At 64.7% G+C, this 23,290-nt stretch carries 26 protein-coding genes, 3 tRNA genes and 1 pseudogene; 13 read left to right on the forward strand and 17 right to left on the reverse strand.

The window, feature by feature from the left end:
• The first annotated feature begins 61 nt into the window (after positions 1-61).
• Positions 62-802 carry a creatininase family protein gene (locus EH209_RS14810; protein WP_126663667.1) on the forward strand — a complete coding sequence of 247 codons (741 nt, stop codon included), beginning with the start codon at positions 62-64 and terminating at the stop codon, positions 800-802.
• A gap of 45 nt (positions 803-847) precedes the next feature.
• Here EH209_RS14810 and EH209_RS14815 read toward each other — a convergent pair whose 3' ends face one another.
• On the reverse strand, positions 848-1,366 hold the full coding sequence (locus EH209_RS14815; protein WP_126663668.1) for a DUF5790 family protein: 519 nt from the start codon (positions 1,364-1,366) through the stop codon (positions 848-850).
• Between the two features lie 277 nt (positions 1,367-1,643).
• Between EH209_RS14815 and EH209_RS14820 the strand changes: the two genes are divergently transcribed.
• From EH209_RS14820 to EH209_RS14830, 3 genes are all read left to right on the forward strand, one after another.
• Entirely contained in the window at positions 1,644-2,006 is a 363-nt protein-coding gene (locus tag EH209_RS14820; protein ID WP_174681451.1) for a dihydroneopterin aldolase family protein, read from the forward strand.
• 476 nt (positions 2,007-2,482) lie between these two features.
• Entirely contained in the window at positions 2,483-3,232 is a 750-nt protein-coding gene (azf, locus tag EH209_RS14825; protein WP_126663669.1) for an NAD-dependent glucose-6-phosphate dehydrogenase Azf, read from the forward strand.
• Positions 3,233-3,357: 125 nt separating this feature from the next.
• Complete coding sequence (locus EH209_RS14830) at positions 3,358-4,329, forward strand: aldo/keto reductase (protein ID WP_126663670.1); 972 nt, start codon at positions 3,358-3,360, stop codon at positions 4,327-4,329.
• Positions 4,330-4,419: 90 nt separating this feature from the next.
• On the opposite strand, the gene EH209_RS14835 is transcribed toward EH209_RS14830, so the two are convergent.
• The 3 genes and pseudogenes from EH209_RS14835 to EH209_RS14845 form a co-directional block, all read right to left on the reverse strand.
• Complete coding sequence (locus EH209_RS14835; protein ID WP_126663671.1) at positions 4,420-5,034, reverse strand: DUF309 domain-containing protein; 615 nt, start codon at positions 5,032-5,034, stop codon at positions 4,420-4,422.
• A 362-nt stretch (positions 5,035-5,396) separates the two neighbouring features.
• Positions 5,397-6,479 carry an aminopeptidase gene (locus EH209_RS14840; protein WP_126663672.1) on the reverse strand — a complete coding sequence of 361 codons (1,083 nt, stop codon included), beginning with the start codon at positions 6,477-6,479 and terminating at the stop codon, positions 5,397-5,399.
• A 49-nt stretch (positions 6,480-6,528) separates the two neighbouring features.
• Positions 6,529-7,265 (reverse strand): annotated as a pseudogene (locus tag EH209_RS14845) (queuosine precursor transporter).
• Positions 7,266-7,595: 330 nt separating this feature from the next.
• Between EH209_RS14845 and EH209_RS14850 the strand changes: the two are divergent.
• Positions 7,596-7,790 (forward strand): cold-shock protein, encoded by a 195-nt coding sequence (locus EH209_RS14850; protein WP_008892789.1) that lies wholly within the window; start codon positions 7,596-7,598, stop codon positions 7,788-7,790.
• A gap of 362 nt (positions 7,791-8,152) precedes the next feature.
• A complete protein-coding gene (locus EH209_RS14855; protein WP_126663673.1) occupies positions 8,153-8,425 on the forward strand; it encodes a PadR family transcriptional regulator in 273 nt (90 codons plus the stop codon).
• Positions 8,426-8,583: 158 nt separating this feature from the next.
• Here the strand turns inward: EH209_RS14855 and EH209_RS14860 are convergent, their stop codons facing one another.
• A complete protein-coding gene (locus EH209_RS14860) occupies positions 8,584-8,871 on the reverse strand; it encodes a HalOD1 output domain-containing protein (RefSeq protein WP_126663674.1) in 288 nt (95 codons plus the stop codon).
• A gap of 379 nt (positions 8,872-9,250) precedes the next feature.
• Between EH209_RS14860 and EH209_RS14865 the strand changes: the two genes are divergently transcribed.
• On the forward strand, positions 9,251-9,937 hold the full coding sequence (locus EH209_RS14865; RefSeq protein WP_126663675.1) for a cupredoxin domain-containing protein: 687 nt from the start codon (positions 9,251-9,253) through the stop codon (positions 9,935-9,937).
• 131 nt (positions 9,938-10,068) lie between these two features.
• On the opposite strand, the gene EH209_RS14870 is transcribed toward EH209_RS14865, so the two are convergent.
• The 5 genes from EH209_RS14870 to EH209_RS14885 all read right to left on the reverse strand — a co-directional run bounded on the left by EH209_RS14870 (position 10,069) and on the right by EH209_RS14885 (position 13,566).
• Positions 10,069-10,176, reverse strand: a tRNA-Ile gene (locus EH209_RS14870).
• 70 nt (positions 10,177-10,246) lie between these two features.
• The gene (locus tag EH209_RS24975) at positions 10,247-10,375 is read right to left on the reverse strand and encodes a hypothetical protein (protein ID WP_008892792.1); all 129 of its coding nucleotides are present in this window, start codon (positions 10,373-10,375) and stop codon (positions 10,247-10,249) included.
• A 61-nt stretch (positions 10,376-10,436) separates the two neighbouring features.
• Positions 10,437-11,024, reverse strand: a complete 588-nt coding sequence (locus tag EH209_RS14875; protein ID WP_126663676.1) for a MogA/MoaB family molybdenum cofactor biosynthesis protein — start codon at positions 11,022-11,024, stop codon at positions 10,437-10,439.
• Positions 11,025-11,104: 80 nt separating this feature from the next.
• Positions 11,105-12,361 carry a CobW family GTP-binding protein gene (locus EH209_RS14880; protein WP_126663677.1) on the reverse strand — a complete coding sequence of 419 codons (1,257 nt, stop codon included), beginning with the start codon at positions 12,359-12,361 and terminating at the stop codon, positions 11,105-11,107.
• Positions 12,358-13,566: a GTP-binding protein gene (locus EH209_RS14885; protein ID WP_126663678.1), complete on the reverse strand. Its 1,209-nt coding sequence runs from the start codon at positions 13,564-13,566 to the stop codon at positions 12,358-12,360. Before EH209_RS14885 ends, EH209_RS14880 begins: the two co-directional genes overlap by 4 nt.
• 109 nt (positions 13,567-13,675) lie before the next feature.
• On the opposite strand from EH209_RS14885, the gene EH209_RS14890 reads away from it, so the two are divergent.
• Positions 13,676-14,158, forward strand: a complete 483-nt coding sequence (locus EH209_RS14890) for a CopG family ribbon-helix-helix protein (RefSeq protein WP_126663679.1) — start codon at positions 13,676-13,678, stop codon at positions 14,156-14,158.
• Positions 14,159-14,173: 15 nt separating this feature from the next.
• On the opposite strand, the gene EH209_RS14895 is transcribed toward EH209_RS14890, so the two are convergent.
• Both EH209_RS14895 and EH209_RS14900 read right to left on the reverse strand, forming a co-directional pair.
• Positions 14,174-14,635: a group I intron-associated PD-(D/E)XK endonuclease gene (locus EH209_RS14895; protein ID WP_126663680.1), complete on the reverse strand. Its 462-nt coding sequence runs from the start codon at positions 14,633-14,635 to the stop codon at positions 14,174-14,176.
• A 421-nt stretch (positions 14,636-15,056) separates the two neighbouring features.
• Positions 15,057-15,129, reverse strand: a tRNA-Asn gene (locus tag EH209_RS14900).
• Positions 15,130-15,224: 95 nt separating this feature from the next.
• On the opposite strand from EH209_RS14900, the gene cca reads away from it, so the two are divergent.
• Entirely contained in the window at positions 15,225-16,658 is a 1,434-nt protein-coding gene (gene cca / locus EH209_RS14905; protein ID WP_126663681.1) for a CCA tRNA nucleotidyltransferase, read from the forward strand.
• Positions 16,659-16,715: 57 nt separating this feature from the next.
• Here cca and EH209_RS14910 read toward each other — a convergent pair whose 3' ends face one another.
• The 3 genes from EH209_RS14910 to EH209_RS14920 form a co-directional block, all read right to left on the reverse strand.
• Positions 16,716-17,744 (reverse strand): histone deacetylase family protein, encoded by a 1,029-nt coding sequence (locus EH209_RS14910; RefSeq protein ID WP_126663682.1) that lies wholly within the window; start codon positions 17,742-17,744, stop codon positions 16,716-16,718.
• A 1-nt stretch (position 17,745) separates the two neighbouring features.
• Positions 17,746-18,177, reverse strand: a complete 432-nt coding sequence (locus EH209_RS14915) for a histone family protein (RefSeq protein ID WP_126663683.1) — start codon at positions 18,175-18,177, stop codon at positions 17,746-17,748.
• Positions 18,178-18,243: 66 nt separating this feature from the next.
• Complete coding sequence (locus tag EH209_RS14920; protein ID WP_126663684.1) at positions 18,244-19,704, reverse strand: single-stranded DNA binding protein; 1,461 nt, start codon at positions 19,702-19,704, stop codon at positions 18,244-18,246.
• 345 nt (positions 19,705-20,049) lie between these two features.
• Between EH209_RS14920 and EH209_RS14925 the strand changes: the two genes are divergently transcribed.
• A tRNA-Arg gene (locus EH209_RS14925) sits at positions 20,050-20,122 on the forward strand.
• 350 nt (positions 20,123-20,472) lie between these two features.
• On the opposite strand, the gene EH209_RS14930 is transcribed toward EH209_RS14925, so the two are convergent.
• Entirely contained in the window at positions 20,473-21,279 is an 807-nt protein-coding gene (locus tag EH209_RS14930) for a helix-turn-helix transcriptional regulator (RefSeq protein WP_126663685.1), read from the reverse strand.
• 339 nt (positions 21,280-21,618) lie between these two features.
• On the opposite strand from EH209_RS14930, the gene EH209_RS14935 reads away from it, so the two are divergent.
• Positions 21,619-22,011, forward strand: a complete 393-nt coding sequence (locus tag EH209_RS14935; RefSeq protein WP_126663686.1) for a hypothetical protein — start codon at positions 21,619-21,621, stop codon at positions 22,009-22,011.
• Positions 22,012-22,105: 94 nt separating this feature from the next.
• Complete coding sequence (locus EH209_RS24650; RefSeq protein WP_249038807.1) at positions 22,106-22,429, forward strand: hypothetical protein; 324 nt, start codon at positions 22,106-22,108, stop codon at positions 22,427-22,429.
• Between the two features lie 126 nt (positions 22,430-22,555).
• On the opposite strand, the gene EH209_RS24655 is transcribed toward EH209_RS24650, so the two are convergent.
• A complete protein-coding gene (locus EH209_RS24655; RefSeq protein ID WP_249038808.1) occupies positions 22,556-22,723 on the reverse strand; it encodes a hypothetical protein in 168 nt (55 codons plus the stop codon).
• A gap of 62 nt (positions 22,724-22,785) precedes the next feature.
• Here EH209_RS24655 and EH209_RS24660 point away from each other — a divergent pair, with 62 nt between their 5' ends.
• Positions 22,786-22,953, forward strand: a complete 168-nt coding sequence (locus EH209_RS24660; RefSeq protein ID WP_249038809.1) for a hypothetical protein — start codon at positions 22,786-22,788, stop codon at positions 22,951-22,953.
• Positions 22,954-23,290: the final 337 nt, after the last annotated feature.

Here is a 23,290-nt window from a genome sequence, read left to right on the forward strand (position 1 = left end):
GAGTGCACCGGGAACCGACGGTTCCGAGAGTTTCATGTCCGCCCCACGGGAGTACTCGCGCATGGACCTACGCGACGCGACGTGGACGGACGTCCGCGACTGCGAGACGGAGCTGGCGGTCGTCCCCGTCGGCAGCACGGAACAGCACGGCCCCCACGCCCCCCTCGGGACGGACGTCGTCGCCGCGGAGGCGGTCGCCGACGCCGGCGTCGAGCGCGTCAACCGCGAGGTCGTCCGCGCGCCCGCCATCCCGGTCGGTATCGCCGAAGAACACCGGCAGTTCCCGGGGACGATGTGGGTTTCCGAGGACACCTTTCGGGACTACGTCCGCGAGGCCGTCGAGAGCCTCGCCCACCACGGCTTCGATCGGGTCGTCATCGTCAACGGCCACGGCGGCAACGTCAACGCCCTGTGGGAGGTCGGCGGCCGAATCACCCGCGACGGCGACGCCTACGCCGTTCCATTCACCTGGTTCGAGGCCGTCGGCGAGCACTCCGCCGAGATGGGCCACGGCGGCCCGCTCGAGACCGCCCTGTTGCGCCACTGCGAGCCTGACCTCGTCCGGGAGGAACGGATCGAGGAGGCCCGTGACGGACGCGCCAAGAGCTGGGGCGACTGGCTGAGCTATACGAATCTGGCCTACGACGCGGCGGAGTTTACAGAAAATGGCGTCGTCGGCGATCCCGCGGACGGGGATCGGCAACGTGGCGAAGAACTGCTCGAACTGTCGGGGGACGCGTTAGCGCGACTGCTCGAGGCCGTCGCCGAGCGAGACGTCTCGCGACCCGAGCGCCGGGAGTAACGGCGATCGCGGGGCGACGCGAGTCACTCTCGAGCGGCAGCGTCGTTACTCTTCGTCTTCGTCGGACTCGTCTTCGTCAGCGTCGACTTCCGCCTCCTCTTCCTCGTCTTCCTCGTCTTCTTCCGTGGCGTCCTCGGCTTCGTCCTCGGTGTCCGCGTCGGCGTCGGTGTCGGGGCCGGCGTCCTCGAGGGTCCCTCGGAGCGCGGGAATCGTCGACGTAAGTTCGCCGACCTGCTCGCCGGCCTCAGCGATATCCGCGATGGCGTCCTCGAGATTGCCGATCTCTTCCTCGAGATCGTCGGCGTCCTCGAAGGCGTCGGCGCGCTGGCCCATCGTGAACCACTTCTTCGCGTCTCGGAGGTGCTCCTCGGCGTCGCCGGCGTTCAGCGCGGAGTTGAGCCCGTTGAGCACGCCGAGGACGTTGTCGGCGTCGGTCTCCCAGACGTCGTCGGCATCGGGCAGCGCGGCCCAGCCGTCCTCGAGCGAGGATTCGACGTCTGCGCGCATCTCGTTGGCGGCCTCGCCGAACAGTTCCTCGTCGTCGCCGAATGTCGCTTGGCTCATAGCTCACCCTTCACGGGGGCTGGGGTTAAAAGGTCGCCCGAAAGTGAAAGTGAAAACCGACTCGAGCAAGTCGATATCGCCCGAACGGCGACGAGATTTCGAAAGGGAGGTGATTCGAACCCTCGGCGGAACAAGAATGAGAATACGCGGTCGAACGAATCGGCACTATCGGCCAGTAGAGACGGAAACGGTCCCGTTCCCTATTCGGCCAACCGACGTCGCGATCGCGTCCGCTCGCATCGCAATCCCCTTCCCGACCGCACTCGAGCATCCGCGTATGACCGACAGCGACCCCACTGACGCCGAGGCCGCCTGCTTCGAGGCCGGCATCAAGTTCGGCACGCTCTACCACCAGTTCGCCGGGACGCCCGTCGCGCCGGCCAGCGCACCCAGCCTCGCGACCGCGATGGAGGAGGCCATCGAGAACCAGCCCCACTGTACGGACGTCACCGTGGACGTTCGCACCGAGGCGCTCGAGGCCGAACTCGCCGACTCGGCGGCCGATTACACCGAACTGACTGGACGCTTCCTCGAGGTCGAGATCGTCGTCGACTACGAGGGCTGTGAGGTGGTGACCCGGATGGAGATGGACGAGGGCTATCCGCTGATGCGAGTCGAATCGGTTCGCGGTCGCGACTGATTCCGGGAGCGAGCGGACAGATACGATCGACGTTCAGTCTTACCGCTCGTCGAACAGTGGGATCGAGAACTATCGTACCGAAACGAAGCGTTCTGCTATCGTGGCAACGGGGAATTGCCGCCCCCTCCCCAGCCGATTTCTGCTCACGGGTGCGAAGCACCCTCTGCTCACGGCCACCGGCCGTTCGCACGGTATGCGAGACCGGAGGTCTCGCACTATTCGCATGGTTCGCGGAACCGTCGATTCCGCGCTAACGCTCGTTCCCACAGGTCACTCGCTCATCCCTCGCGCGTAGTCGTCGCCGCGCCTTCGCATTACTCAGGCGCGCCGTCAGCACGCGCCCCCGAAACGCCGGTTCTCGATCGAGTGGGAGCCGAGCGGACAGTAGCCGTCGCCGTTCGGACCGTATGCTACTACCGACCGAACTGCCGAGGAACCGCATGGTACTTATCGACGCTTTCCCTTCCACCGAACGAATGGCACAGTCAGTCCTGCTTACGGGGGCTGCGGGGCGGGTCGGAGAGGCCATCCTCGGCGGCCTCGCGGACGACTACGAGTGGCGGTTGCTGGATCGGGATCCGCCGACGGAGGACTATCCCGGCGAGTTCGTCGTCGCGGATATCACCGAGGACGAGACCATCCGCGAGGCAATGGAGGGGATCGACGTCGTGCTCCACCTCGCGGGCGACCCCCGAAAGACGGCGCCGTGGGACAGCGTCCTGACGAACAACATCGACGGAACCCAGACGGTCTTCGAGGCCGCCGTCGACGCCAGCGTCGAGAAGGTCGCCTTCGCCTCCTCGAACCACGCCGTCGGCCACTACGAAACCGACGAGCGCACGCCCGAGATGTACCGGGCCGAGGACGACTACCTGCTCGACGGAACCGAACAGCCCCGGCCGGGCAACCTCTACGGCGTCTCGAAGGTCGCCGGCGAGTCACTCGGTCGCTACTACCACGACGAGTACGGCATTTCGGTGGTCAACGTCCGCATCGGGAACCTCACGGAGAACCACCCGCCGATCGACTACGAGCGCGGCCAGGCGATGTGGCTCTCCTACCGGGACTGTGCACACCTCTTCGATCGCTGCATTCAGGCCGACTACGACTACGAGATCGTCTACGGTATCTCCGACAACGATCGCAAGTACTACTCAATCGAACGCGCGAAGGAAGTGCTCGGCTACGAGCCACAGGACAACTCCGCCGCTCACAACGACGACTGACGGTCGCTGCGAGTCCCTCGAGCGGCACCCCTCTCGAGTAGCCTCCGCCGGCACGCTCGCGGGGAAAACCGGCAACCGAAACCGGCGGGCCCCGACGTTTTGGTGTCGGCCGCGTCAGTACGGCCATGGAGTACACGACGCTCGGTTCGACCGGCATGAAAGTCAGTCGCATCGGTCTCGGCTGCATGAGTTTCGGCAGCGGTCGGAAGTGGATGTTAGACCGCGAGGAGGGCCTCGAGCTCATCGAGCGCGCGATCGACCTCGGGATCAACTTCTTCGACACCGCCAACGTCTACTCCACGGGCGAGTCCGAGGAAATCCTGGGCGACGCCCTCGAGGGGTACGACCGCGACGCACAGGTCGTCGCGACGAAAGTCTTCGCCGAGATGGATCCCGACAACCCCAACGCCAGCGGACTCTCCCGAAAGGCGATCGAACAGGAACTCGAGGCCAGCCTCGATCGACTCGGCCTCGAGACGATCGACCTCTACCAGACCCACCGCTGGGACGACGACACGCCGATCGACGAGACGCTGCGGGCGCTCGACGACGCCGTCCGCCGCGGGAAGGTGCGCTACGTCGGTACCTCCTCGATGTGGGCCCACCAGTTCGCCGAGGCGCTGCAGACGAGCGAGCGACTGGGTCTCGAGCGCTTCGCGACGATGCAGAACCACTACAACCTGTTCTATCGAGAGGAAGAGCGAGAGATGCTCCCCCTCTGTCAGAAGGAAGGGGTCGGCGTGATCCCGTGGTCGCCGCTGGCCCGCGGCGTCGGTACCCGTCCGCACGATCAGATCGAGTCGACGACCCGCGGCCAGACGGACCAGTACCTCGAACAGATCCCCTACCTCGAGGGCGGCGGCGAGGAGATCAACGAACGGGTGCAGGAACTGGCCGCCGAGAAGGGCGTCACGATGGCCCAGATCAGCCTCGCATGGCTGCTCCACAAGGACTGGGTCGACGCACCCATCGTCGGGACGACCAGCGTCGAACACCTAGAAGAGGCCGTCGAAGCGCTCGAGGTCGATCTCACGGCGTCGGACATCGCCTACCTCGAGGAGCCCTACGAGCCGCTTCCGATCGCGGGCCACGAGTGACCGTCGCGACCGCGACGAGGCGACGGCACTGAGAACAGGGCGACGGTGCCGGAAGTACACTGCCGTGGCTCCGAACGCGGATCGACCCGATCAGAACAGCCCTTCGACGTCGGATTCGCGGGCCTCGCGCCGGCCGACGTGATCCGCGAGTCGCTGATGAATGAGTCCGCGGTGCTCGTCCTCGCGGACGAAATCGAACACCAGCGTGATGAAGCGGCTGTCGTCGTCGCCGGCCGCCAGATCCTGTTCGGCGTACTGTCGGGCCGCGTCGACGGGAGCGACGTCGTACCCCAGTTCGTCGGCGAGGACAGGCGCAGCGATCGCCGTCGGTTCGAACGCGAGCTCGGCCGGCGCGGGCGCCGTTCCCTCGTGGACGAGTCGGACCGGCGGCTGGCGCTCGACGAGTTCGGGATCGGCCGCCAGCGCCTCGAGGAACGAACGCACCGGCGGGAGCCGAACGTTGCGGTAGTCGGCCGGCAACTCGGCGAGGTATTCTCCGGCGCTCTCGGCCAGCCCGACGGCCCCCTCCCAGTTGCGTTCACGGGCGTGGACGACCGCCGCCGTAAACTGGATCAATCCGTGGAGCAGTCGCTCGTCGTTAGTGCCGGCCTCGAGATCCAGCCAGTGGTCCTCCCAGGCGTCGTGGGCGGCGTGGTAGTACCCCGCGTTGTAGATCGCGGCACCCGCCCGGAGCTGGTCGCGCATACCCGTCGTAGGAACTCGAGACCCGAGATACTGTCGCCGGCAAAAACCCGACCGCGGTGGGTGCCGGATACGACCGCCTCCGGCAGGGCGGGCAGACAACTGTGAACAGGGGACACTGATCGACTCGGTACGGTGATCAGGTGACGGGACGAGCAGTGAGTCCCCGACCGATTATGTGCCGCCACCGGTCATGGCGGTACTTGCAACGAGACCGCAGCGGTACATTATTATGGAGCGGCTTCACCGTCCGTTGTCGTGATACAACGACCATAAGGGACCGTTAACTGACTTCTACGGCCCCGTTTCGGGATCTCGAAACCCTCGCTACGCATCCGTTCGTTCGAGGAATATCCGATTCCTCGCTACTCCCACTGAAACCGCCCGTTCCGCTGGACGACCTCGCCGTCGATCTCGAGGCGCGAGTCCTCGCTCATATCGGTGATCAGATCGACGTGGACCGCGGAGTCGTTGCCCGACTCGCCCTCGGGGAGGTTCGCGTCGTAGGCCCGACCGAGCGCGAGGTGGATCGTATCGCCCATCTTCTCGTCGAGGAGGATGTTGTCCGTGTAGCGGTCGATACCGCGGTTCATCCCGATTCCGAGTTCGCCCAGTCGGCGCGCGCTGTCGTCGGTCTCAAGGATCTCGCCGATCACGTTCGCGCCCTGTTCGGCGTCGTAGTCGACGACCGCGCCGTCCTCGAACGCGAGGCGGACGCCCCGAACCGACTCGCCGCGCAGCGTCATCGGGACGTCGAAAGTCACCTCGCCCTCGGTGGCGTAGGGTGCGGTGAACACCTCGCCGCTAGGAAGGTTATGCGAATCATATGCGACCGAGGCGGCGCTGTTGACCGCCGTTCGGTCGTCGATTTGCATGGTGAGATCGGTTCCACTCGAGACGAGTCGAACCTCGTCACCCGCGTCGAGCAGGTCCTTCATCCGGGCCATCTCCTCGGCCAGCGATTCCCAGTCCCGGAGGATCGCGTCGTAGGCGAACTCCTGGTACTCCTCGTAGGCCATGTTGGCCTGCTGGGCCAGCGACCGCGTCGGATGCACCGTCGACACCCAGCGGGTTCCGAGTCGCGTCTCCCGAATGTCGGTTCTGGCGTTGTTGTACGCCCGGCGGCGCTCGCCCGGCACGTCGGCGGTCGCGCTCGTGTTCCGGCCGCCGCCGAGCGAGAGGTAGACGTCGGCATGTTCGACGAGCGCGAGTTCGTGGGCGGGGTTCTCGTCGAACTCGCCCTCGTGGGCGCGGAGGTACGCGCGAGTGATCTCGCCGGAGCTGTAGGTCGAAAGCAGGTTCGCGCCTCGCTCGCCCAGTTTCTCGGCGACCGCGACCGCGAGCTCGTGGGCGTCGGGACCGACCGAGAGCACGACGTCGTCGCCGGCCTCGACGCGGGCGCTCCAGTCGACCAGTACGTCGGCGTGTTCGCGTACGCGTTCGTCCATATCGATCACTCGAGAGCGGCCCACTAAACGCTCCTCGTTCGCAGTGCGACTACGCGACGGTTGTCTCGTCGGCCGCGTCCTCCTCTCGGGAGCGCACAAAGGAGACGACCGCGTAGACGATCGGCGTGTCGAGGACGGCGATGGCGAGTTTCAGCAGGTACTGCCCGACCATCAGCGCGAGCAGCGCCTCGACCGGCAAGACGGCGCCGACGCCGAGCACAGCGGGCGCGACCGCGAAGCGACGGTGACAAAGATGACGGTGTCGATGGCCTGGCTGCTCGCCGTCGAAGCGATGTTTCGCAGCCAGAGCTTCTCCCGGCCGGTGTAGTCCCGAATTCGGTGGAAGACAATCACGTCCCAGTTCTGGCTAACGACGTACGCCAGCAGGCTCCCGAGGACGATGTTCGTCGAAGCGCCCAGCACGTCCGCGAACGTCCCGGGATCGATACTCGAGCCGGCCGCGGGGGCCGCGATCGTTGACCAGACGAGCGCGAGGACGACGAAGTTCATCGCGAAGCCGACGTTGACGACCACCTGCGTCGCCCGGCGACCGTACAGTTCGGCATAACAATCGCTCGCCAAGAATGTCAGCGCGTAGGCGACGGCCGCCCCGGGTAAGGCGAGTTCGGCGCCGGCGATCGGCAGCGACACCGGCAGCGAGAACGCGAGCACCTTCGACGCCGTCAGCTGTGCCGTCACCAGTGCCGTCACGAACAGGCCGATCAGCGTCACCTGCGCGACTGTCGGACCCGACGGCCCTCGAGATTGCGATTGAGAGTGAGACATGCACTGCGCGTATCCAGCGAATCCACCTAAACGATTCGAGACCGCCTCGGAGCGACCGTTGAGACGGCTGATCGGCGCTGCAGCAATATCGATGGACGCGCTCGAGACACTCTCATTAGGCGGATGATATCATGATCTGCCGGTAGCGTCCCGGTATCCTCCTTCCCGGGGCGATAAGCGGATAGTGGTCAGATTGCGGAGTTATTTTAAACGCCAGAATAATGGCTGAGGTTGCCGTTTTCGGCCGATTCAATTCTCTGATTGTCCTGTTTTCGAGAGGACGAGTATAACACAACTGTTATACGTGTCGCTCTACTCTCTTTGGTTGCAATGGCGAAAGGAAACGTTGATTTCTTCAACGACACAGGCGGCTACGGTTTCATCGATACTGAGGACGCGGACGAGGACGTTTTCTTCCACATGGAAGACGTTGGCGGCCCGGACCTCGAGGAAGGCACAGAGATCGAATTCGACATCGAACAGGCCCCCAAGGGCCCCCGCGCCACCAACGTCACCCGCCTGTAATACGGCTTCTTGCGTTCGGTAACGGGTTTCACATTCGACTATACATTCTTCGGCAGGCTTCATCGGATAGCGGTAGCGACGGTCGTTCGTCGACCGGAGTTAGCGCTCGTGTCTGGATCTAAATAGAGTTTCGCTAACTGGTAGTTCACTATCGGTCATATTCGGAGCCCTAATTGGCCGGTCGGCTCGATTCGAGAGCGGGCGGCGGGTTTCAGGTGTGTCATTTGTAGCCACCCCTTACTGCCAGCGACCGATCCAATTCGTCCGCTTATCTGAGTTAGTCCCCCGAAACGACCGAGAAACAGTTGATACGCGAACGATAACAAATAGTCGAACAGTCCGTGTGTCGGTGTGGTTGCAAAATGGACGATCTGACCGGATTTCAACGCGATCTTCTGTACGTGATCGCCGGGGCCGACCAGCCGTCTGGCCAAGAAGTCAAAGACGAAGTCGAGAAGTATTACAACAGTGAAATCAATCACGGCCGGCTGTATCCCAATCTCGACACGCTCGTCAACAAAGAGCTCGTCGAGAAAGGGCAGCTCGATCGGCGAACGAACTACTACGCCATCAGCGACGAAGGGCGGTCGGCGATCGAACAGCGCCGCGAGTGGGAACGGCAGTACATCGACTGACCGTCTCCTAACTCCCAGTTCTGAACCGCACGCGCGCCGCGGGGGCTCGACGAGCGCCGCTTGTCGGTCCTCTCACGGCGCCGTGGCACGCAGGACGGCCGCCGAGCCTCGAGTCCCGGTCACTCCCGGCCCGCTCGGGCTCGGCGTTTCGGCCGCGCTCACACGTCAGTGACCCGTATCTCGATCTCGTCGCCGACGTCGTGAAGCGAGACGTGCGTGCCGTCGATCACGAACGAAACCGTCGTCGCCGCGTTCTGGTTGAACCGAAACAGTCGCTCGAGAGCGTCCGGATTGATGACCTCGTACAGCGTGAAATCCGCCTCCACGAGGTCGATGTCCTGATGGGCCTCGATCGCACCCAGGACGGCCTCGCTCAGCGTCCGGTCCTCGTCCGGACTGAACATCGTGTCGCCACTTCCCTGATAGGTTTGATTGTCGGTAGACATGGATAAGATGCAACGCCCGTCGTACGTAAACGTGCCCACGGCACCTGCCTGCCCTATTGCGATTGGTGATATGGGCTGGAGCCGACAGTTCGAACGGTCGGCGGAAACGGGCATCGGTACGATCTCGAATCGGTGACATAACCCGCCACTCAGAATCCGTATTCAACTGCCGCCCTCGAGTGAACCGGTATCGTGTCTACGACCCCGCTCAGTTCGGGCCGATGGTCGGTGCAGTCAGTCATCGCACGAAGCGTCCGGCTATGGGGCCGCTCGATCGAGATTGTACGTTCGGTCTCTATCGGGCTCTATCGGTTGACAGCGCGTCATTATACACCGGATAAGAAAAGTGGGAGAGTGGTATCGCCAGTGTGGTACACCGATGACTGACCGACTATCTCGGCGAACTATACTCGGTATCACTAGCGGTGCAATTGGGTCTGGGATCGCCGGTTGCTTGACAGGAAACAATCAGGAAGACGACACAACCGGTCACGACCACACCGATAATCACAGTGACGAGGGGGATCACAACGAGTCTCAAGACGAGGAGACGCACAGCCACGGACACGGTGGGGAACTCGACAGCCCGTCGGCGGAAGCCGAGGTAACGATGGCAACTACCGAGTCGGGGGCTCACTTCGAACCGCACGTCGTCTGGATCGAGACGGGAGGAAGGGTTACCTGGATCAACGAGAGCGGCAGTCACTCGACGACCGCCTATCACCCGGACAACGAGGAACCACAGCTCGTCCCCGACGAGGCAGCCGCCTGGGATAGCGGCGTTCTTTCAGCGCAGGAAGCAACCTTCGACCACACGTTCGAAACGGAGGGTGTGTATCACTATTACTGCACCCCCCACGAGACAGCTGGGATGATCGGGAGCGTCATCGTCGGCCAGCCCGATCTAGAAACCCAACCTGCGCTAGAGGAACCGCCTTCGGAGAAGGCCGAGTCCGTTCGTGAAAAACTTACGGGGTTGAACGACACGATAAGGGGCGCACTCGACAACGATCGTAGTGAGAGTGACCAGAACGAGACCGAGAGTCATGACGAACACGATCACTAACGTCGGTCTGAAACGGGCAGAACGCTGACGGAGCTGCGCAACTGCACAGACGGCTTGCGTTGTTCGCCGTCGTCTAGTTCGAATCGTCAGCGGTCTACTGCGCGAGGCTCGCGTCTGCTCGCCTTGCTCCATGGGCCCTGACGGATTCGAACCATCGACCACTCGGTATCCCACACGACCTCACACTGGTGGGGTCGCGTTATGAGCCGAGCGCTCTAACCAGACTGAGCTAAGGGCCCTTTCACTCGAGCAAAAACGTGCGTGGTAATTAACGCTTGCTGTCCGTTTCGCCCGCGAGCGGGCCGGCGCCTACGCGGTCAGCGCCTCGAGTTCCTCGTCGCTCAGTTCCGCTTCCAGCTCCGCCTCGTCGTGGGACTCGAGGACGTCCGCCCGCTCCTCTGCGTCGAGTTCGGTGACAGATTCGAAGTGGTGACACATAGCACTCGAAGCTACGCGCGTGGCGCCAATAAGAATTGGTTCAGGGAATCCGACCGGTCGCTCACTCCCCGTAATCCGCGAGCGTCTGGTCGTTTGTCCCGGTTCGGTGGCGCGTCGCCAGGCCCGCGAGGTGGGGCGCTTCGGGGACGATCAATTCCTCGCAGGCGGTCTCACAGGCGCTCGTGCTCCCGGGGAGACAGAACACCGGCGTGTCGACGGCGATTCCCGCTCTCGCGCGCGAGGCCATCGCGCGGGTGCCGACCTCCTCCCACGAAAGCATCCGGAACAGTTCGCCGAAGCCGGGCAGATCGCGTTCGAACAGGGAGGCCGTCGCCTCGGGCGAGACGTCGTCGGCGGTGACGCCCGTCCCGCCGGTCGTGAGCACGACGTCGATATCCGGCCGGGCGACCAGTCCGCGGACGGCGGTTCGAATCGCGGAGTAGTCGTCCCGGACCAACAGCCGCTCCTGAACCTCGTGACCCGCGTCCTCGAAGCACTCCTGGATCGTGTCCCCGCCCGGGTCGTCGGGATCGGCCTCGTCAGCCTGCGCGCGCGAACTCGAGACCGTGACGATGCCGACGTAGAGGGGATCGATGACGTCGTGGCCGTGGTCGTCCGTGCTCCGACGGTCGTCTCTATCGGTTGTCATACGCTGTCGTCCACGCCGGAGGGCGTTAATCCCTCGGCTCGCCGCGGGATGTTGCCTCGAGTGTGACGCGGTTGGGGTCGTTACTCGTCGCTCGAGACCGTCACCGACTCGCCCATCCCCGTCGGCGCGGAGTTCTCGAACGTCGACCAGTCGGCGTCCATCTCGGCGTTGGTCAGCAGACAGTCGTCGAGGCGGGCCTGCAGGTCGTCCATCGAGAGGTCGCGGCCGATCAGGGCGAGTCGCGTCTCGCGGTCGCCCCACTCCTCGTCCCACGAGAGGTCGTCCTGGGCCTCTCGGTACTGATCCTGGCGCTCTTCGGAGAGGCTGGCGATCCAGCGGCCCGTCACCTCGAGGGTCGTCGCCGTCCCGGCGTAACTCATCGTGATCGCCTGCCGTTCGCGGCCGGCGATCCAACACAGTCCCTTCGCGCGGACGAGACCGGCGGGCAGGTCGGCGAGCAGCGCCTCGAAGCGTTCGGGGTGGAACGGCCGCCGCCGGTGGTACGTGTCGACCTCGATCCCGTAGCGTTCCGGCGGGTGTGCGTGGTCGTGGTCGTGATTGTGGTCGTCGACGTCTGCGTCGGCCTCAATCGCTCGCTTCCAGCCCGCCGACTCGGCCGCGGCCTCGAGGTCGAAGCGCCCGCTCTCGAGCAGCGCGTCGGGATCGAGCGATCCGTATTCGGTTGTGACGATCTCGGCGCGAGGCTGGAGCATCTCGAGGATTCCGATGACGCGCTCGCGTTCGACGTCCGAGACGAGGTCGCACTTGTTGACGACCAGCAGGTCGCAGAACTCGACCTGTTCGAGCAGCAGGTCCCCGAGCGGTCGGCTGCCGGTCTCGTCGGGACCCTGTCGTTCGGGCCGCTCGGGCGGGTCGTCTCCCGCGACGGCCGCGTCGTCGGTCGCCCCGTCGACCGCGCCGGCGGCCGCGAACCGATCGTGGAACCGCCGGGCGTCGACCACGGTGACGACCGCGTCGAGGTCGTAGGGGCCGCCCGCGGGGCCGCGGACGAACTGCCGGGCGATCGGCTCCGGTTCGCCGACGCCGGAGGCCTCGACGACGAGGTACTCGAAGTCGTGTTCCTTCCACAGTTGGATGACCGATCGGGAGAGTTCGCCGCCGAGGCTACAGCAGATACAGCCGTTCTCGAGAGCGACGACCTCTTCGCCGGTCCGCAAGTCGGTGCGTGCTTCGACGAGATCGGCGTCGACGTTGACACTGCCGACGTCGTTGACCAGCACGGCGATCTCACGGTCGGTCGACTCGAGTAGGGCCGACAGGAGGGTCGTCTTGCCGGCGCCGAGTTCGCCACAGAGGACGGTGACGGGAACGCTCATGTCTCGTCAACGAGCGCGAGTTCACGTCGGTCTTCCGATCCGAACGGATCGGGGTAGGCATCCCAGTCGTCGTCCATCTCGGCGTCGGTCAGCAGGCAGTCCTCGAGACGCTCGATCAGGGTCTCCTCGTCGAAGTCGCGACCGATGAAGACGAGGCTCGTCCCTCGGTCGCCCCATTCTTCGTCCCAGTCGTCTTTCAGACCTGGTCGCGCGGCGAAGAACTGCTCGCGCTCTTCCTCGGGAAGGGAAGCCAACCACTGTCCCGTTGGACCGGCCCGGACCGACGTGCCGGCCTTGTCGACCCCCATCGCGACGTCCTCGCGGCCGGCGCTCCAGAAGAAGCCCTTCGCGCGGACGAGTTCCGCGGGCAGGTTGGCGAGCAGCGCCGCGATGCGTTCGGGGTGAAACGGCCGATCGCGCTTGTAAGCGAACGACGTGACCCCGTGTTCCGCCTGCGGGTCGTGGTGGTCATGCTCGTGCTGGAGCTCGCGCTTCCAGCCCGCCGACGCCTGCGCGCGCTCGAAGTCGAACCGGTCGGTGTCGAGGATGTCGGCCGGATCGACGTCGCCAAACTCGGTCCGAACGATCTCCGCTCGGGGCTGCAGGCGCTCGAGGACGGCCTCGATTTCCGTGAGCGCGTCGTCGGGGACGAGGTCGCACTTGTTCAGCAAGAGGACGTCGCAGAACTCGATCTGTTCGAGGAGAACCGCTTCGGGCACGCGGCCGGCGTCGGCCGCAGGTTGCTGCGCCGCGAGTGCGCCGCCGGTGTCGAACGACTCCCAGATGCTGTAGGCGTCGACGACGGTGACCATCGTATCCAGTTCGTAGGTGTCGGTCGGATCGAAGTCGGCGTCCTCGAACCCCATCGCGAACGTCTGGGCGACCGGGATCGGCTCTGAGATTCCCGAGGATTCGACCAGGAGGTAGTCGAACTCGAGGCGGTCGGCCAGTCGACCCACTTCCTCGAGCATGTCTCCGCGCAGCCGACAGCAGATACAGCCGTTCGAGAGTTCGACGATCTCCTCGTCGCCGCCCAGGTCGGTCTGTCGGGCGACGTGTTCGGCGTCGACGTTGACGTCGCCCATGTCGTTGACGACGACGGCCGCCTCGAAGTCGTGGTCGGCGGTCAGCACGTGGTTGAGAACGGTCGTCTTACCGGCGCCGAGTGGGCCGCTCAGGACGGTCACGGGAATGCGGTCAGTCATGAGTCGATTGCGAATATGGTCTGTCGGGTTAATAACATTAGCTATTACGCAACTGGTGCGAAGATCATAACAAATATTATTATTCTTCTATTCGATTTTCATATCGGAAATGCCCATCGTCAGCGTCTCGATGCCTGCAGATTTGATCGACCGACTCGACGCCCACGCCGCCGATCACGACTACACAGGCCGCAGCGAGGTCGTCCGCGAGAGCGCGCGGACGCTACTCGGGGAGTTCGAGGACGACCGCCTCGAGGGCCGACCCCTCGCTGGCGTCGTCAGCGTCTTCTACGAGTTCGGCAGTCAGCGCGTCGAATGCCGCGTGACCGAACTGCGCCACGAGTACGACGACGTCGTCGCTTCGAACGACCACGGCCACGTCGGTGATGGCTGTGGCTGTCCGTCGTGCGACACGAGCCGCGACTCGGAATCGCGGTCGGAACCCGGATACTGCGTCGACCTGTTCGTCCTCGAGGGCGACCTCGAGACGCTGTCGGCGTTCGTCGGCACCCTCCGCGCGATCGAGGCCGTCGATCGCGTCGACTACTCGCTGGCTCCACTGAATTCGATCGGCCAGCTCCGGGACGGCTGAGACTGACCGCTATCGTTATCGGGGCCGCCGGAGGTCGGCGAGTCGCTCCTCGAGCAGGTAGTCCTCCGCCCAGTTGATTCCGGCGCGCCGCCCGCTCTTCGGCTCGCGGAATCGAATCTCCATCTTCCCGTCCGTTGCGTCCGAAACCGGAACCAGATACCGGGAGTCGGTGATCGGATCGTAGACCGCGAAGTACTCCGCGCGTCCGCGGTAGGCCTCGCGGCTGTAGTCGTTGCCACGCCGCGTGGCGACCGTTCCGAACGCGACCGTCCCCTCGCTCTTTCGATAGGCCGTCTTGCACTGAATACGGTGGAACTGCCCGCCGACCTCGACGACGAGGTCGTACGGCTCGTCTGCGGTCGGGACGAGGACGAGAATATCGCGCACCGCGAACGCTGCCCGGATGATCGCTTCGGTCGCGCGACCGCGCTTCTGTGGCTGCTCGAGGTTCTCGTAACGCGTGGTTCGGTCCGACACGGACGGTCTGGCCGCTCGATCGGATATAAACAACAGGCCGCGGAGACGAAATTGCGAGCTGTGCATTCGAATCCGGCGCGGTCGCGCTTACGAAACTCGGAGTCGTGCAGTGCTATCGCTCCTCGAGAGTAATGTTCGAAAAACAGCACGCACGGAACGCTACTCGTTCCGGTCTACACGAGAATTCCGACGAAATTTACGAGCGCCGAAGCCAGGACTCGAACAGGTGCGAGACGTTCCAGGTCGCTCACTGCGTTCGCTCCCGGGCCTGCGACTCGCGTGTTCGAGTCTGGCCCATCTCGCTGTTTTTCTCATCGAGTTCGCTCGGAGCAATCACTCCTCGAGAGTAATGTTCGAAAAACAGCACGCTCGGAACACTACTCGTTCCGGTCTACACGAGAATTCCGACGAAATTTACGAGCGCCGAAGCCAGGACTCGAACCTGGGACAACCTCGTTAACAGCGAGGTGCTCTACCATCTGAGCTACTTCGGCCCATCTTCTGATAGCCGGGTGTATTTGATAGGGCTTTCGTTTTCGCTTCCGGCGGTTCGACACCCTTTCACGCACCGCTCGAGTAGCCCCACCCGATGAGCGAGGAGGACGCCGAGAGCGACGAGCACGGGACCAGCGGGACGTTCGACGAGCACGGCTCGCGTACCGACGGGGAGCGCGACGACCTCGAGACGGTCGTCGCCGCGGTTCGCGAGCGAATCGAACCCGACACCGAGGAGCGCGACCGCCTCCGGACGATCGCCGACCGACTCATCGAGCGCGCCGAGACCGCCGCGACCGAGCGCTGTCCCGACGCCGACGTGATGCAGGTCGGCTCTACTGCCAGAAACACCTGGATCAGCGGCGATCGGGACATCGACATCTTCGTGCGCTTCCCGCCGGAACTCGACCGCGAGACCTTAGAGCGCTACGGCCTCGAGGTCGGCCACGAAACGCTCCCCGAGGGCCACGAGGAGTACGCCGAACACCCCTACGTCAAGGGGACCGTCGAGGGGTTCGACGTCGACGTCGTCCCCTGTTTCCGTCTCGAGTCGGCGACGGAAATTCGATCGGCCGTCGACAGAACGCCCTTCCACACCAGCTACTTACAGGCGCGACTCGACGACGAACTGACCGCCGACGTCCGGCTCGCCAAGCAGTTCCTCAAGGGGATCGGCGCCTACGGAAGCGACCTCCGCACACGGGGCTTTAGCGGCTATCTCACCGAACTCCTCGTCGTCGAGTACGGCGGGTTTCGCGGCCTGCTCGAGGCCGCGGCCGAGTGGCAGCCGCCGGTCGAACTCGATCCCGAAGACCACGGCCAAGAAACGTTCGACGATCCGCTGGTCGTCATCGACCCTACCGATCCCGAACGCAACGTCGCCGCCGTCTGTGCCGCCGAGAACGTTGCTCGCCTCCAGCATTACGCTCGCAGGTTTCTCGAGGATCCCCGTACCGGGGTGTTCGAGTCCGACGACCCCGGTTCGCTCGACGAGACGGCGCTGCGCGCGCACCTCGAGCGGCGGGGCACCACACCCGTCGCGGTCCGATTCCAGGCGCCCGACCTCGTCGAGGATCAACTCTATCCGCAGCTTCGAAAATCGCTCGAGGGGATCACGACCGGCCTCGACGACCGCGGCTTCGACATCTTCCGGGCAACGACGTTCGCCGACGACGCCGCGGTGATCCTCGCCGAACTCGCGGTCGCGGACCGGCCCGCCGTCGAGCGCCACGACGGGCCGCCGATCCACGTCCGGAGTCACGCCGACGGGTTCTACGAGGCCTACGCCGACGATCCCGACGCCTACGGCCCCTTCATCGACGGCGACCGGTACGTCACCGAACGCCCCCGCGAGTTCACCACGGCTCGCGGATTCCTCGAGAGCGATCGACTCTTTGACGTCGGGCTCGGCGCCCACGTCGAGACGGCCCTCGAGGATGAGTACGAGGTGCTGGTCGGCGACGAGATCGCAGCGCTGTGCGAGGCGTTCGGCCGAGAGCTGGCGCGGTACTTCGAGCCGCGACCCTGACCCTGAATCGCGGCCGCGAGAAAAGCGGGTGCGTCTTTTCGAACGAGGAACCGGAACTCAGTCCCCGAGGTCGATATCCAGTTCGTGCTCCTCGAGAACCTCTTCGAGGGCGGACTCGGCCTGCTCCCCGAACTCCGAGTCGGGTTCGATCGGCTCGCGGCCGTCGAAGGTCTCGTGGACGATGGCGACGCTGTCCGCGAGGACGTCCAGTCCGTAGCCGCCCTCGAGGATGAACGCGAAGGCGGCGTCGGTCTCGTCGGCCAGCGTCCGGAATCGGTCGGTCATCAGGGCGTAGGCCTCCGTCGAGAGCCGAATGCGCGAGATCGGATCGTGACGGTGGGCGTCGAAGCCGGCGCTGATCAGGAGCAGGTCGGGATCGTAGTCGGTCAGCGCGTGGCCGATCGGCCCCTCGACCGCCGCGAGATACTCGCGGTCGTCGGTGCCGGCCGGCATCGGAATATTCATCGTGGTTCCCTCGCCCGCTCCCTCGCCGGTCTCGTCGACGGCACCGGTGCCCGGATAGAGTCCCTGTTCGTGGAGCGAGACGAAGAAGACGTCGTCGCGGTCGTAGAAGATGTCCTGGGTCCCGTTGCCGTGGTGGACGTCCCAGTCGACGATCGCGACCCGATCGACGTCGTGCTCCTCGGAATCGAGGGCGTGCTGGGCGGCGACCGCGACGTTGTTGACGAAGCAAAACCCCATGGCGTCGTCGTAGACGGCGTGGTGGCCCGGCGGCCGGCCGATCGAGAACGGCGTCCGACGACCGGTCGCCCCCTCGAGGGCGGCCTCGACGGCCCAGCAGGCGAGCCCGGCGCTCTGGCAGACCGCGTCCCAGGTCTCCTCGACCGCGCTCGTGTCGGGGTCCCAGTTGCCACCCCCGTCGGCGCAGAACTCCCGGACGGACTCGAGGTACTCCCGCTCGTGGACGGCTGCCAGCCGGTCGAGATCGCAGGGGTCCGCCTCGACGTACTCGACGCCGTGTTTCTTCTTCAGTCGCTCCCGTATCGCGCGGAGCCGGTCCGGCGACTCTGGGTGGCGCGAACCGGGATCGTGTGCGAGACAAGTCTCGCTGTAACCAAACTGCATCTCACTCGAACAGCGAGAAGTACGTCTCGATGTCGTCGTTGGTGATCGTCCGGCGGTCGGCGTGGTGCGCGAGGATCGCGGCCGCCCGAGCGACGTTGTCCGCGTAGTCCTCGAGAATGTCGGCCAGCGCCACCCGGGCGTCCATCGAAACGCGATATCGGTCGTCGATTTCGAGTCTGGCGATGCGGTCGACGGGCGCGACCGGAAGCTCGAGGTCGTCCTTGTCGACGACCTGCTCGACGCCGAAATCCTGGGCCATCAGCGTCTTGCGCCCGTCGCGGGTCGCTTGCTCGGCGGCGTCGATCGCGAGCTCGCTCCCATGTTCTTGAATCCGCGTTGCGAGTTCCTTCGACGCGTCGGCACTCACCCGAAGATCGCCCGCGTTCCGCCGGATGATCGTGTCCACCGGGGCGAACGGGAGTTCGACGTTCATACCATGCTAGGCGGAGCAAAGTCCCTTAACGCTTTTCCTAGACGTCCGATGAGGTTGCTCGCGGCGTCAGAACACGTCGTTTGCCTCGAGGCGACCGTCCCGGACGATCCCGCGGGCGGTCACCTCCTCGCCGAGGCCGACGTCGGCGTCGGTCGCGACGCTCATCGTCGACTCGCCGTCGTCCAGAACGACCGGGTCGCCAGCCTGCACGACGACGCCGGTGAACTCGAGTTCCTCGCCGTCGGTCGGCTCGTCCGCTTCGACGCCGGCATCGGCGCCGCCGGCATCGTCGGACTCGTCGCTCGAGGCGGGGCTTCCCCCGGAGTCCGCCTCGCTCGGTCCGTCGTCGCCGGCGAACGCCGAGAGGCCGGCGTTCTCGTTACTCGGGTCGTCCGCGGCGCTCTCGCCGCCGGCGTTGCCGGAGTCGGACTCGAGGACCGTGATCGTCGACTGCCAGCCCGCGGAGGCCTCGAGGTCGTCCTGCCAGCCGTCCTGAATCTCGACGTCGCCGAGGGCGACCTCGTCGCCGGGTCCGACGTCGATATCGGCCTTGTCGCCCCACAGCGCGACGCGGATGTCGCCGGTCGCGTCCTGAACGCGAATGTTTCGAACCTGTCCCTCGGAGCCGTCGTCGCGGTCGAAGGTCCGCTTCGGGTCCGCGGAGCGGACGACGCCCGCGATGTCGACCGTCTGCTCGATCTCGAGGTCCTCGATCGGCGTGCTCTCGGGGACGTACTCGACCTCCTCGTCGACTTCCTCGACGGCGCCGCGGTTGCCGACGTGGAGTTCGAGGTTGCCGTCGCGTTCCTTGACGTAGCCGTCGATCACCTCGACGGTCTCGCCGGGGTCGAACTCGGTGGCGAGGTCGGCCTGCTCGTCCCACAGCGTGACGCGGATGCGGCCGGTCTCGTCGCCGAGGACGAGGTTCGATACCTTCCCTTCGGAGCCGTCGTCGCGGTCGAAGGTTCGGACGCTGTCGGTGTCTAAGACCAGCCCGACGAGGTTGACGTTCGAGAGGCCGAGCGAGAGCGCCTCGACGGTGTGAGTGTCCGAAACTTGGACGTCGATCTCCGTGTCCGGATCCGGTTCGACGTCGTCGACGCTGACCTCGACGCCGGAAAAGCCCTCCTTGGGACGCCCCTTGATTCGCAATACCTGGCCCTCCTCGAGTTCCTCGGTGGCGGCCTCGGCGTGCTCGTCCCAGAAGGCGGCCCGAACGGAGCCGGTCTCGTCGGCGACCTCGACGTTGACGACGCGGCCGTCCTCGTCCTCGCCGTCGCGTTCGAACGTCCGCACGTCACCGATCGAGAGCACTTTGGCGACGAACTTCGCCTCCTCCATGCCGGGTTCGATGTCGGCGATGCCGCCGACCTCGCTCTCGCCGATCTCGTGAGCGACGAGCATCGCCGCCGTCTCCTCGTCCGCGAGTCCGCCCATCTGCTCGACTTTCGCCTCGACGGCCTCGCGAAACTCCTCGAGAGAAACGTCGGCCTCGAGGTCTTCGTACACGCCCTCGATGTCGCTCATTCTATGTTCGTGCATGGGTAGGCCGCGCATAAGCGTTGTTCATTCGGCGTCCCGGCGCGGGTCGACAGCCGACGAGTACAGCGGTGCTACCGATTCGATCGAGCGATTTCGGTCGGTCCGACACGGCGGCCTCGGACCGTGTGTCGACGACATTCGAGCGGCAGGTCATAGCTCCCGTTGGACGCGCGATCGGATATAAACGTCAGCGTGGACAACGGGACGCTGGGCTATCGTTGTCCGATCTCGAGAGACGTCCGTTTACAAGCAGGTCGTGCGTGAAATTGTCGTGCGGGAGCCGGTCGCTTTCGAAAGTGCTTTAATGGTAACCCGGTTACGTAGAGATGAGTCCTGATAGGGTAGTGGACTATCCTCTTGGCTTGCGGAGCCAGGGACCGGAGTTCAAATCTCCGTCAGGACGCTCACTCCTTACGAGTGCTTCACGTTGTTCAGCACTCGCTACGTCGTTCGGTCCTGACGTGTCTCACGCTCGTTACACTCGCATGAGACTCCGTCAGGCCGTTTCTGCCGACACCAGCCGCTCGCTGCTCACGGCTTCGCCGTTCGCTTTTCGTGGCGCTAACGCGCCACGCGTCGCTCGCAGTTTAGTGTCGGGCGAAACTCGTATCCGGAGATTTGAGTAGACGAGTCGCAGTCCGAGAGCGAACGCAGTGAGCGATCCGGGAGCCTCAGCGTGTTTAAATGTTCGTCAGGACGCTTTTCTAAATGCGCACAGATTGGGGTATAAATTCGAGACGAATCGCCGAAGACTCACAGCGAGAGCGGCTCTGATTGCTCGAGGTGGCACTCGTACGTTTCCTCTGCCCACGCTCTGATTTCGGACGCGTCGGTCTCGACTAGCGCGCGGGGGATCCCGTCATCGTCCTCGACGCCGATCTGGACAACATCATCGAAGAGGCCGAGATAGTAGGTGAGTTTGCGGTCCGCCACGCGCATCGTACACGCCTCGTGGGCCCGAATCTCAGCGACCAGCTCCCGGTACTCGGGTTCGGACCGCAGCGTCGACTCGAGGGTCGCACTGTGGACGACCTCCTGGGACTGGTCGTGCTCGACGACGCGCTCGCGGGCGACCGTCAGCGCCGGCAATCCGATCGCCGGGAGCAGACACCGAAATCGGTCGGCGCGCTCCATCGCCTCGATGTGGCGGTTGACGGGCGCGTACGGGTCTGTCGAGTCCGAGACGACGACCGTCGCGTCGGCAAGCGCGCACACGTCGAACTCGAGTTCGTCGTCGGGAAACCACCGACAGAACGGGCGGATGCGCTCGACGAACGCCATCGTCTCGGTCGTCGACTCGAGTTCCTCGGCCACGACTTCCCCCAACGGTCGGATCTCGTACTCGCGAACGCGACAGCGGATCAGTTCCCGCTCCTCGAGCGCGTTGAGGTTCCGCTGGACTGTTACCCGCGAGGCGTCGGCCTCCTCGCGCAGTTCGGCCTTGGTCAGGCGGTCGGTCTCGCGGAGTCGCTGCAGGATAGCGACCCGAATCGGCGACTGAGTCAGGAAGTTCACGACGTCGACGGGTTCGGCGTCCGTCTCCCCGTGTGTGCTGTTCATCCCTCGCTCGTCCCACTCGCGACCGATTGAATCTAGGTGTCTGGTTCTCGCGAAAACTGATTAGAACGAAGACCGTTCCACCGTTGTAACCGCGAAACGAGGCGTGAGTGGTACGAAATCGGACACCCTACCGCGTCTCGCATCGGTCACGGAACCGAGCAGTTCGAACGCCGGACGGTCCGACCGGTGACGACGGACGAGGGACCGGATCCGCCGGCACGGTCGACTCGGCTCGAACATCGCGGCTGCGACCGCCGTTCAACGGGTGAAATAGTTCAGGGCCCGTCGAACCGACGCAGAATGAGTCTATGGTGAATGATAACAAACATCGCACTGGGTATGGACCGAAGAAAACTCCTGAAAGGCGCGGGCGCCCTCGGAGCGGCGCTCACCGGCCTCGGTGGCGCGTCGACCGCGGCGGGTCGACACAGGTACCCGTCGGTACGGATCATCAACACGAACGAACCGCTTCGAGGAGGCGAGTGGTTCCGCCTCACGGCACGGATCACGAATCACGGATCCGCGCGACTGCGCGGGAACGCACGGCTGATCGTCGGTAACGATCCGGATCAAGTCGATAGTCGGTACGTGTCCCTCGCGTCGAACCAGAGCACCACTGTGACGCTCGGCTACAGGACCTACCCGGTTCAGACGAGGGACGTGTTCCCGGTCCGGGTCAGGTGCGAGAACGAGTCCGATTCTCGGATCATCAGCGTCGCTCCGGCGCCGTGAGTCGGCCGCATTGACCCCGACGACCGTCCCGGTTCGATTCTTTCGTACGGCCGGACCGCGATGACGGTACCGATCTACCACTTCGGACACCGGAGTGTACCTGCACGCCTGGTACGGGGATTCGGCCGCGACGGCGATCGGCAGTGCCGGACTCGTCGGCGCGTCGATCGAGGGGTCATCCTCGGCATCGGGCTTTACCGGCTGCGACGACTGGCTGGACGCCCCCGCGGAGTATCCGGAGATCGACCTCACCAGCAGCAATCCGACGGCGCCGAACGTCGACGACCTCGAGGACGACCCGGTCGTCGTCTTCGTCCACGGCTGGCTCGGCCGCGAGACCAGCACCGATCAGGCCTACACCCTCGAGCAAGCGTTCGAGGAGGCCGAATACGACGGCCGCGTCGTCGCCACGTCGTGAGCTTCGGATACCCTCAACTACTGGAAGGCCGAGGGGACGACCGAGACGGCCGGGCGGCGCCTGGCATCGTGGCTGGCGACCGACCGCATCGACCTCGATGAGACGACGGTTCGACTGGTCGGGCACTCACTGGGCGGCCGGCTCTGTCTCGAGGCGCTGTCGGTACTGGGCGACGACGCGACCGTCGACAGCGTTGCGCTGGTCGGGGCGGCCGACGACGACAACTCGGTCTGTACGGACGGCGAATTCGCCTCCCGTATCGAAACCGGCGCCGACGCGGTCTTCAACTATCACTCCGAGAACGACGACAGCGTCTGTTACGGCTACGAGATTCAGTCGCTCTCGAGCGGACTGGGTTGTGGCGGTGCCGACTGCAGCGGCGGCTGGATCACGACGACAGCGGGACGACGCCGGACAACGACACCGACGTGGATGTGACCGACACCGTCGGCGACCACTGTGCGTATATCAAGCCGGCGGTCGGCTGCGTGCCGCAGATGGTCGAGGACTTCGAGTCCCAGTGACGTCCATGCGACAGCCGCTGTTTCTACGAGAGACGCGAGTAGTCAGTTCGGTACAACTGCGTACAGAAGGCGGCTCGAAAGAGATCCGGATGAAATCACGTGTTCCGCTATCGGGCGGAGACGCCGAATAGATTCGTTCCCTGGATTACGAAGAGTCCGACTCGCGCGGCCGCGGCGCTATTCTGCGAACCCGACTCGAGGATCGTCCGCGTTCGATCGTCCGTTGCTCGAACCGCGTCCCCGAACGGCCCGGAGAGGCGTATACAACGGCGAACGGGGTATCGTTTCAATTTTGCAACGATATGGTAGAGAGTTAATTATTGCTGTGTGGCTGTCA

It is taken from the genome of Haloterrigena salifodinae, assembly GCF_003977755.1.
In the GTDB taxonomy this organism is placed as follows: Archaea; Halobacteriota; Halobacteria; order Halobacteriales; family Natrialbaceae; genus Haloterrigena; species Haloterrigena salifodinae.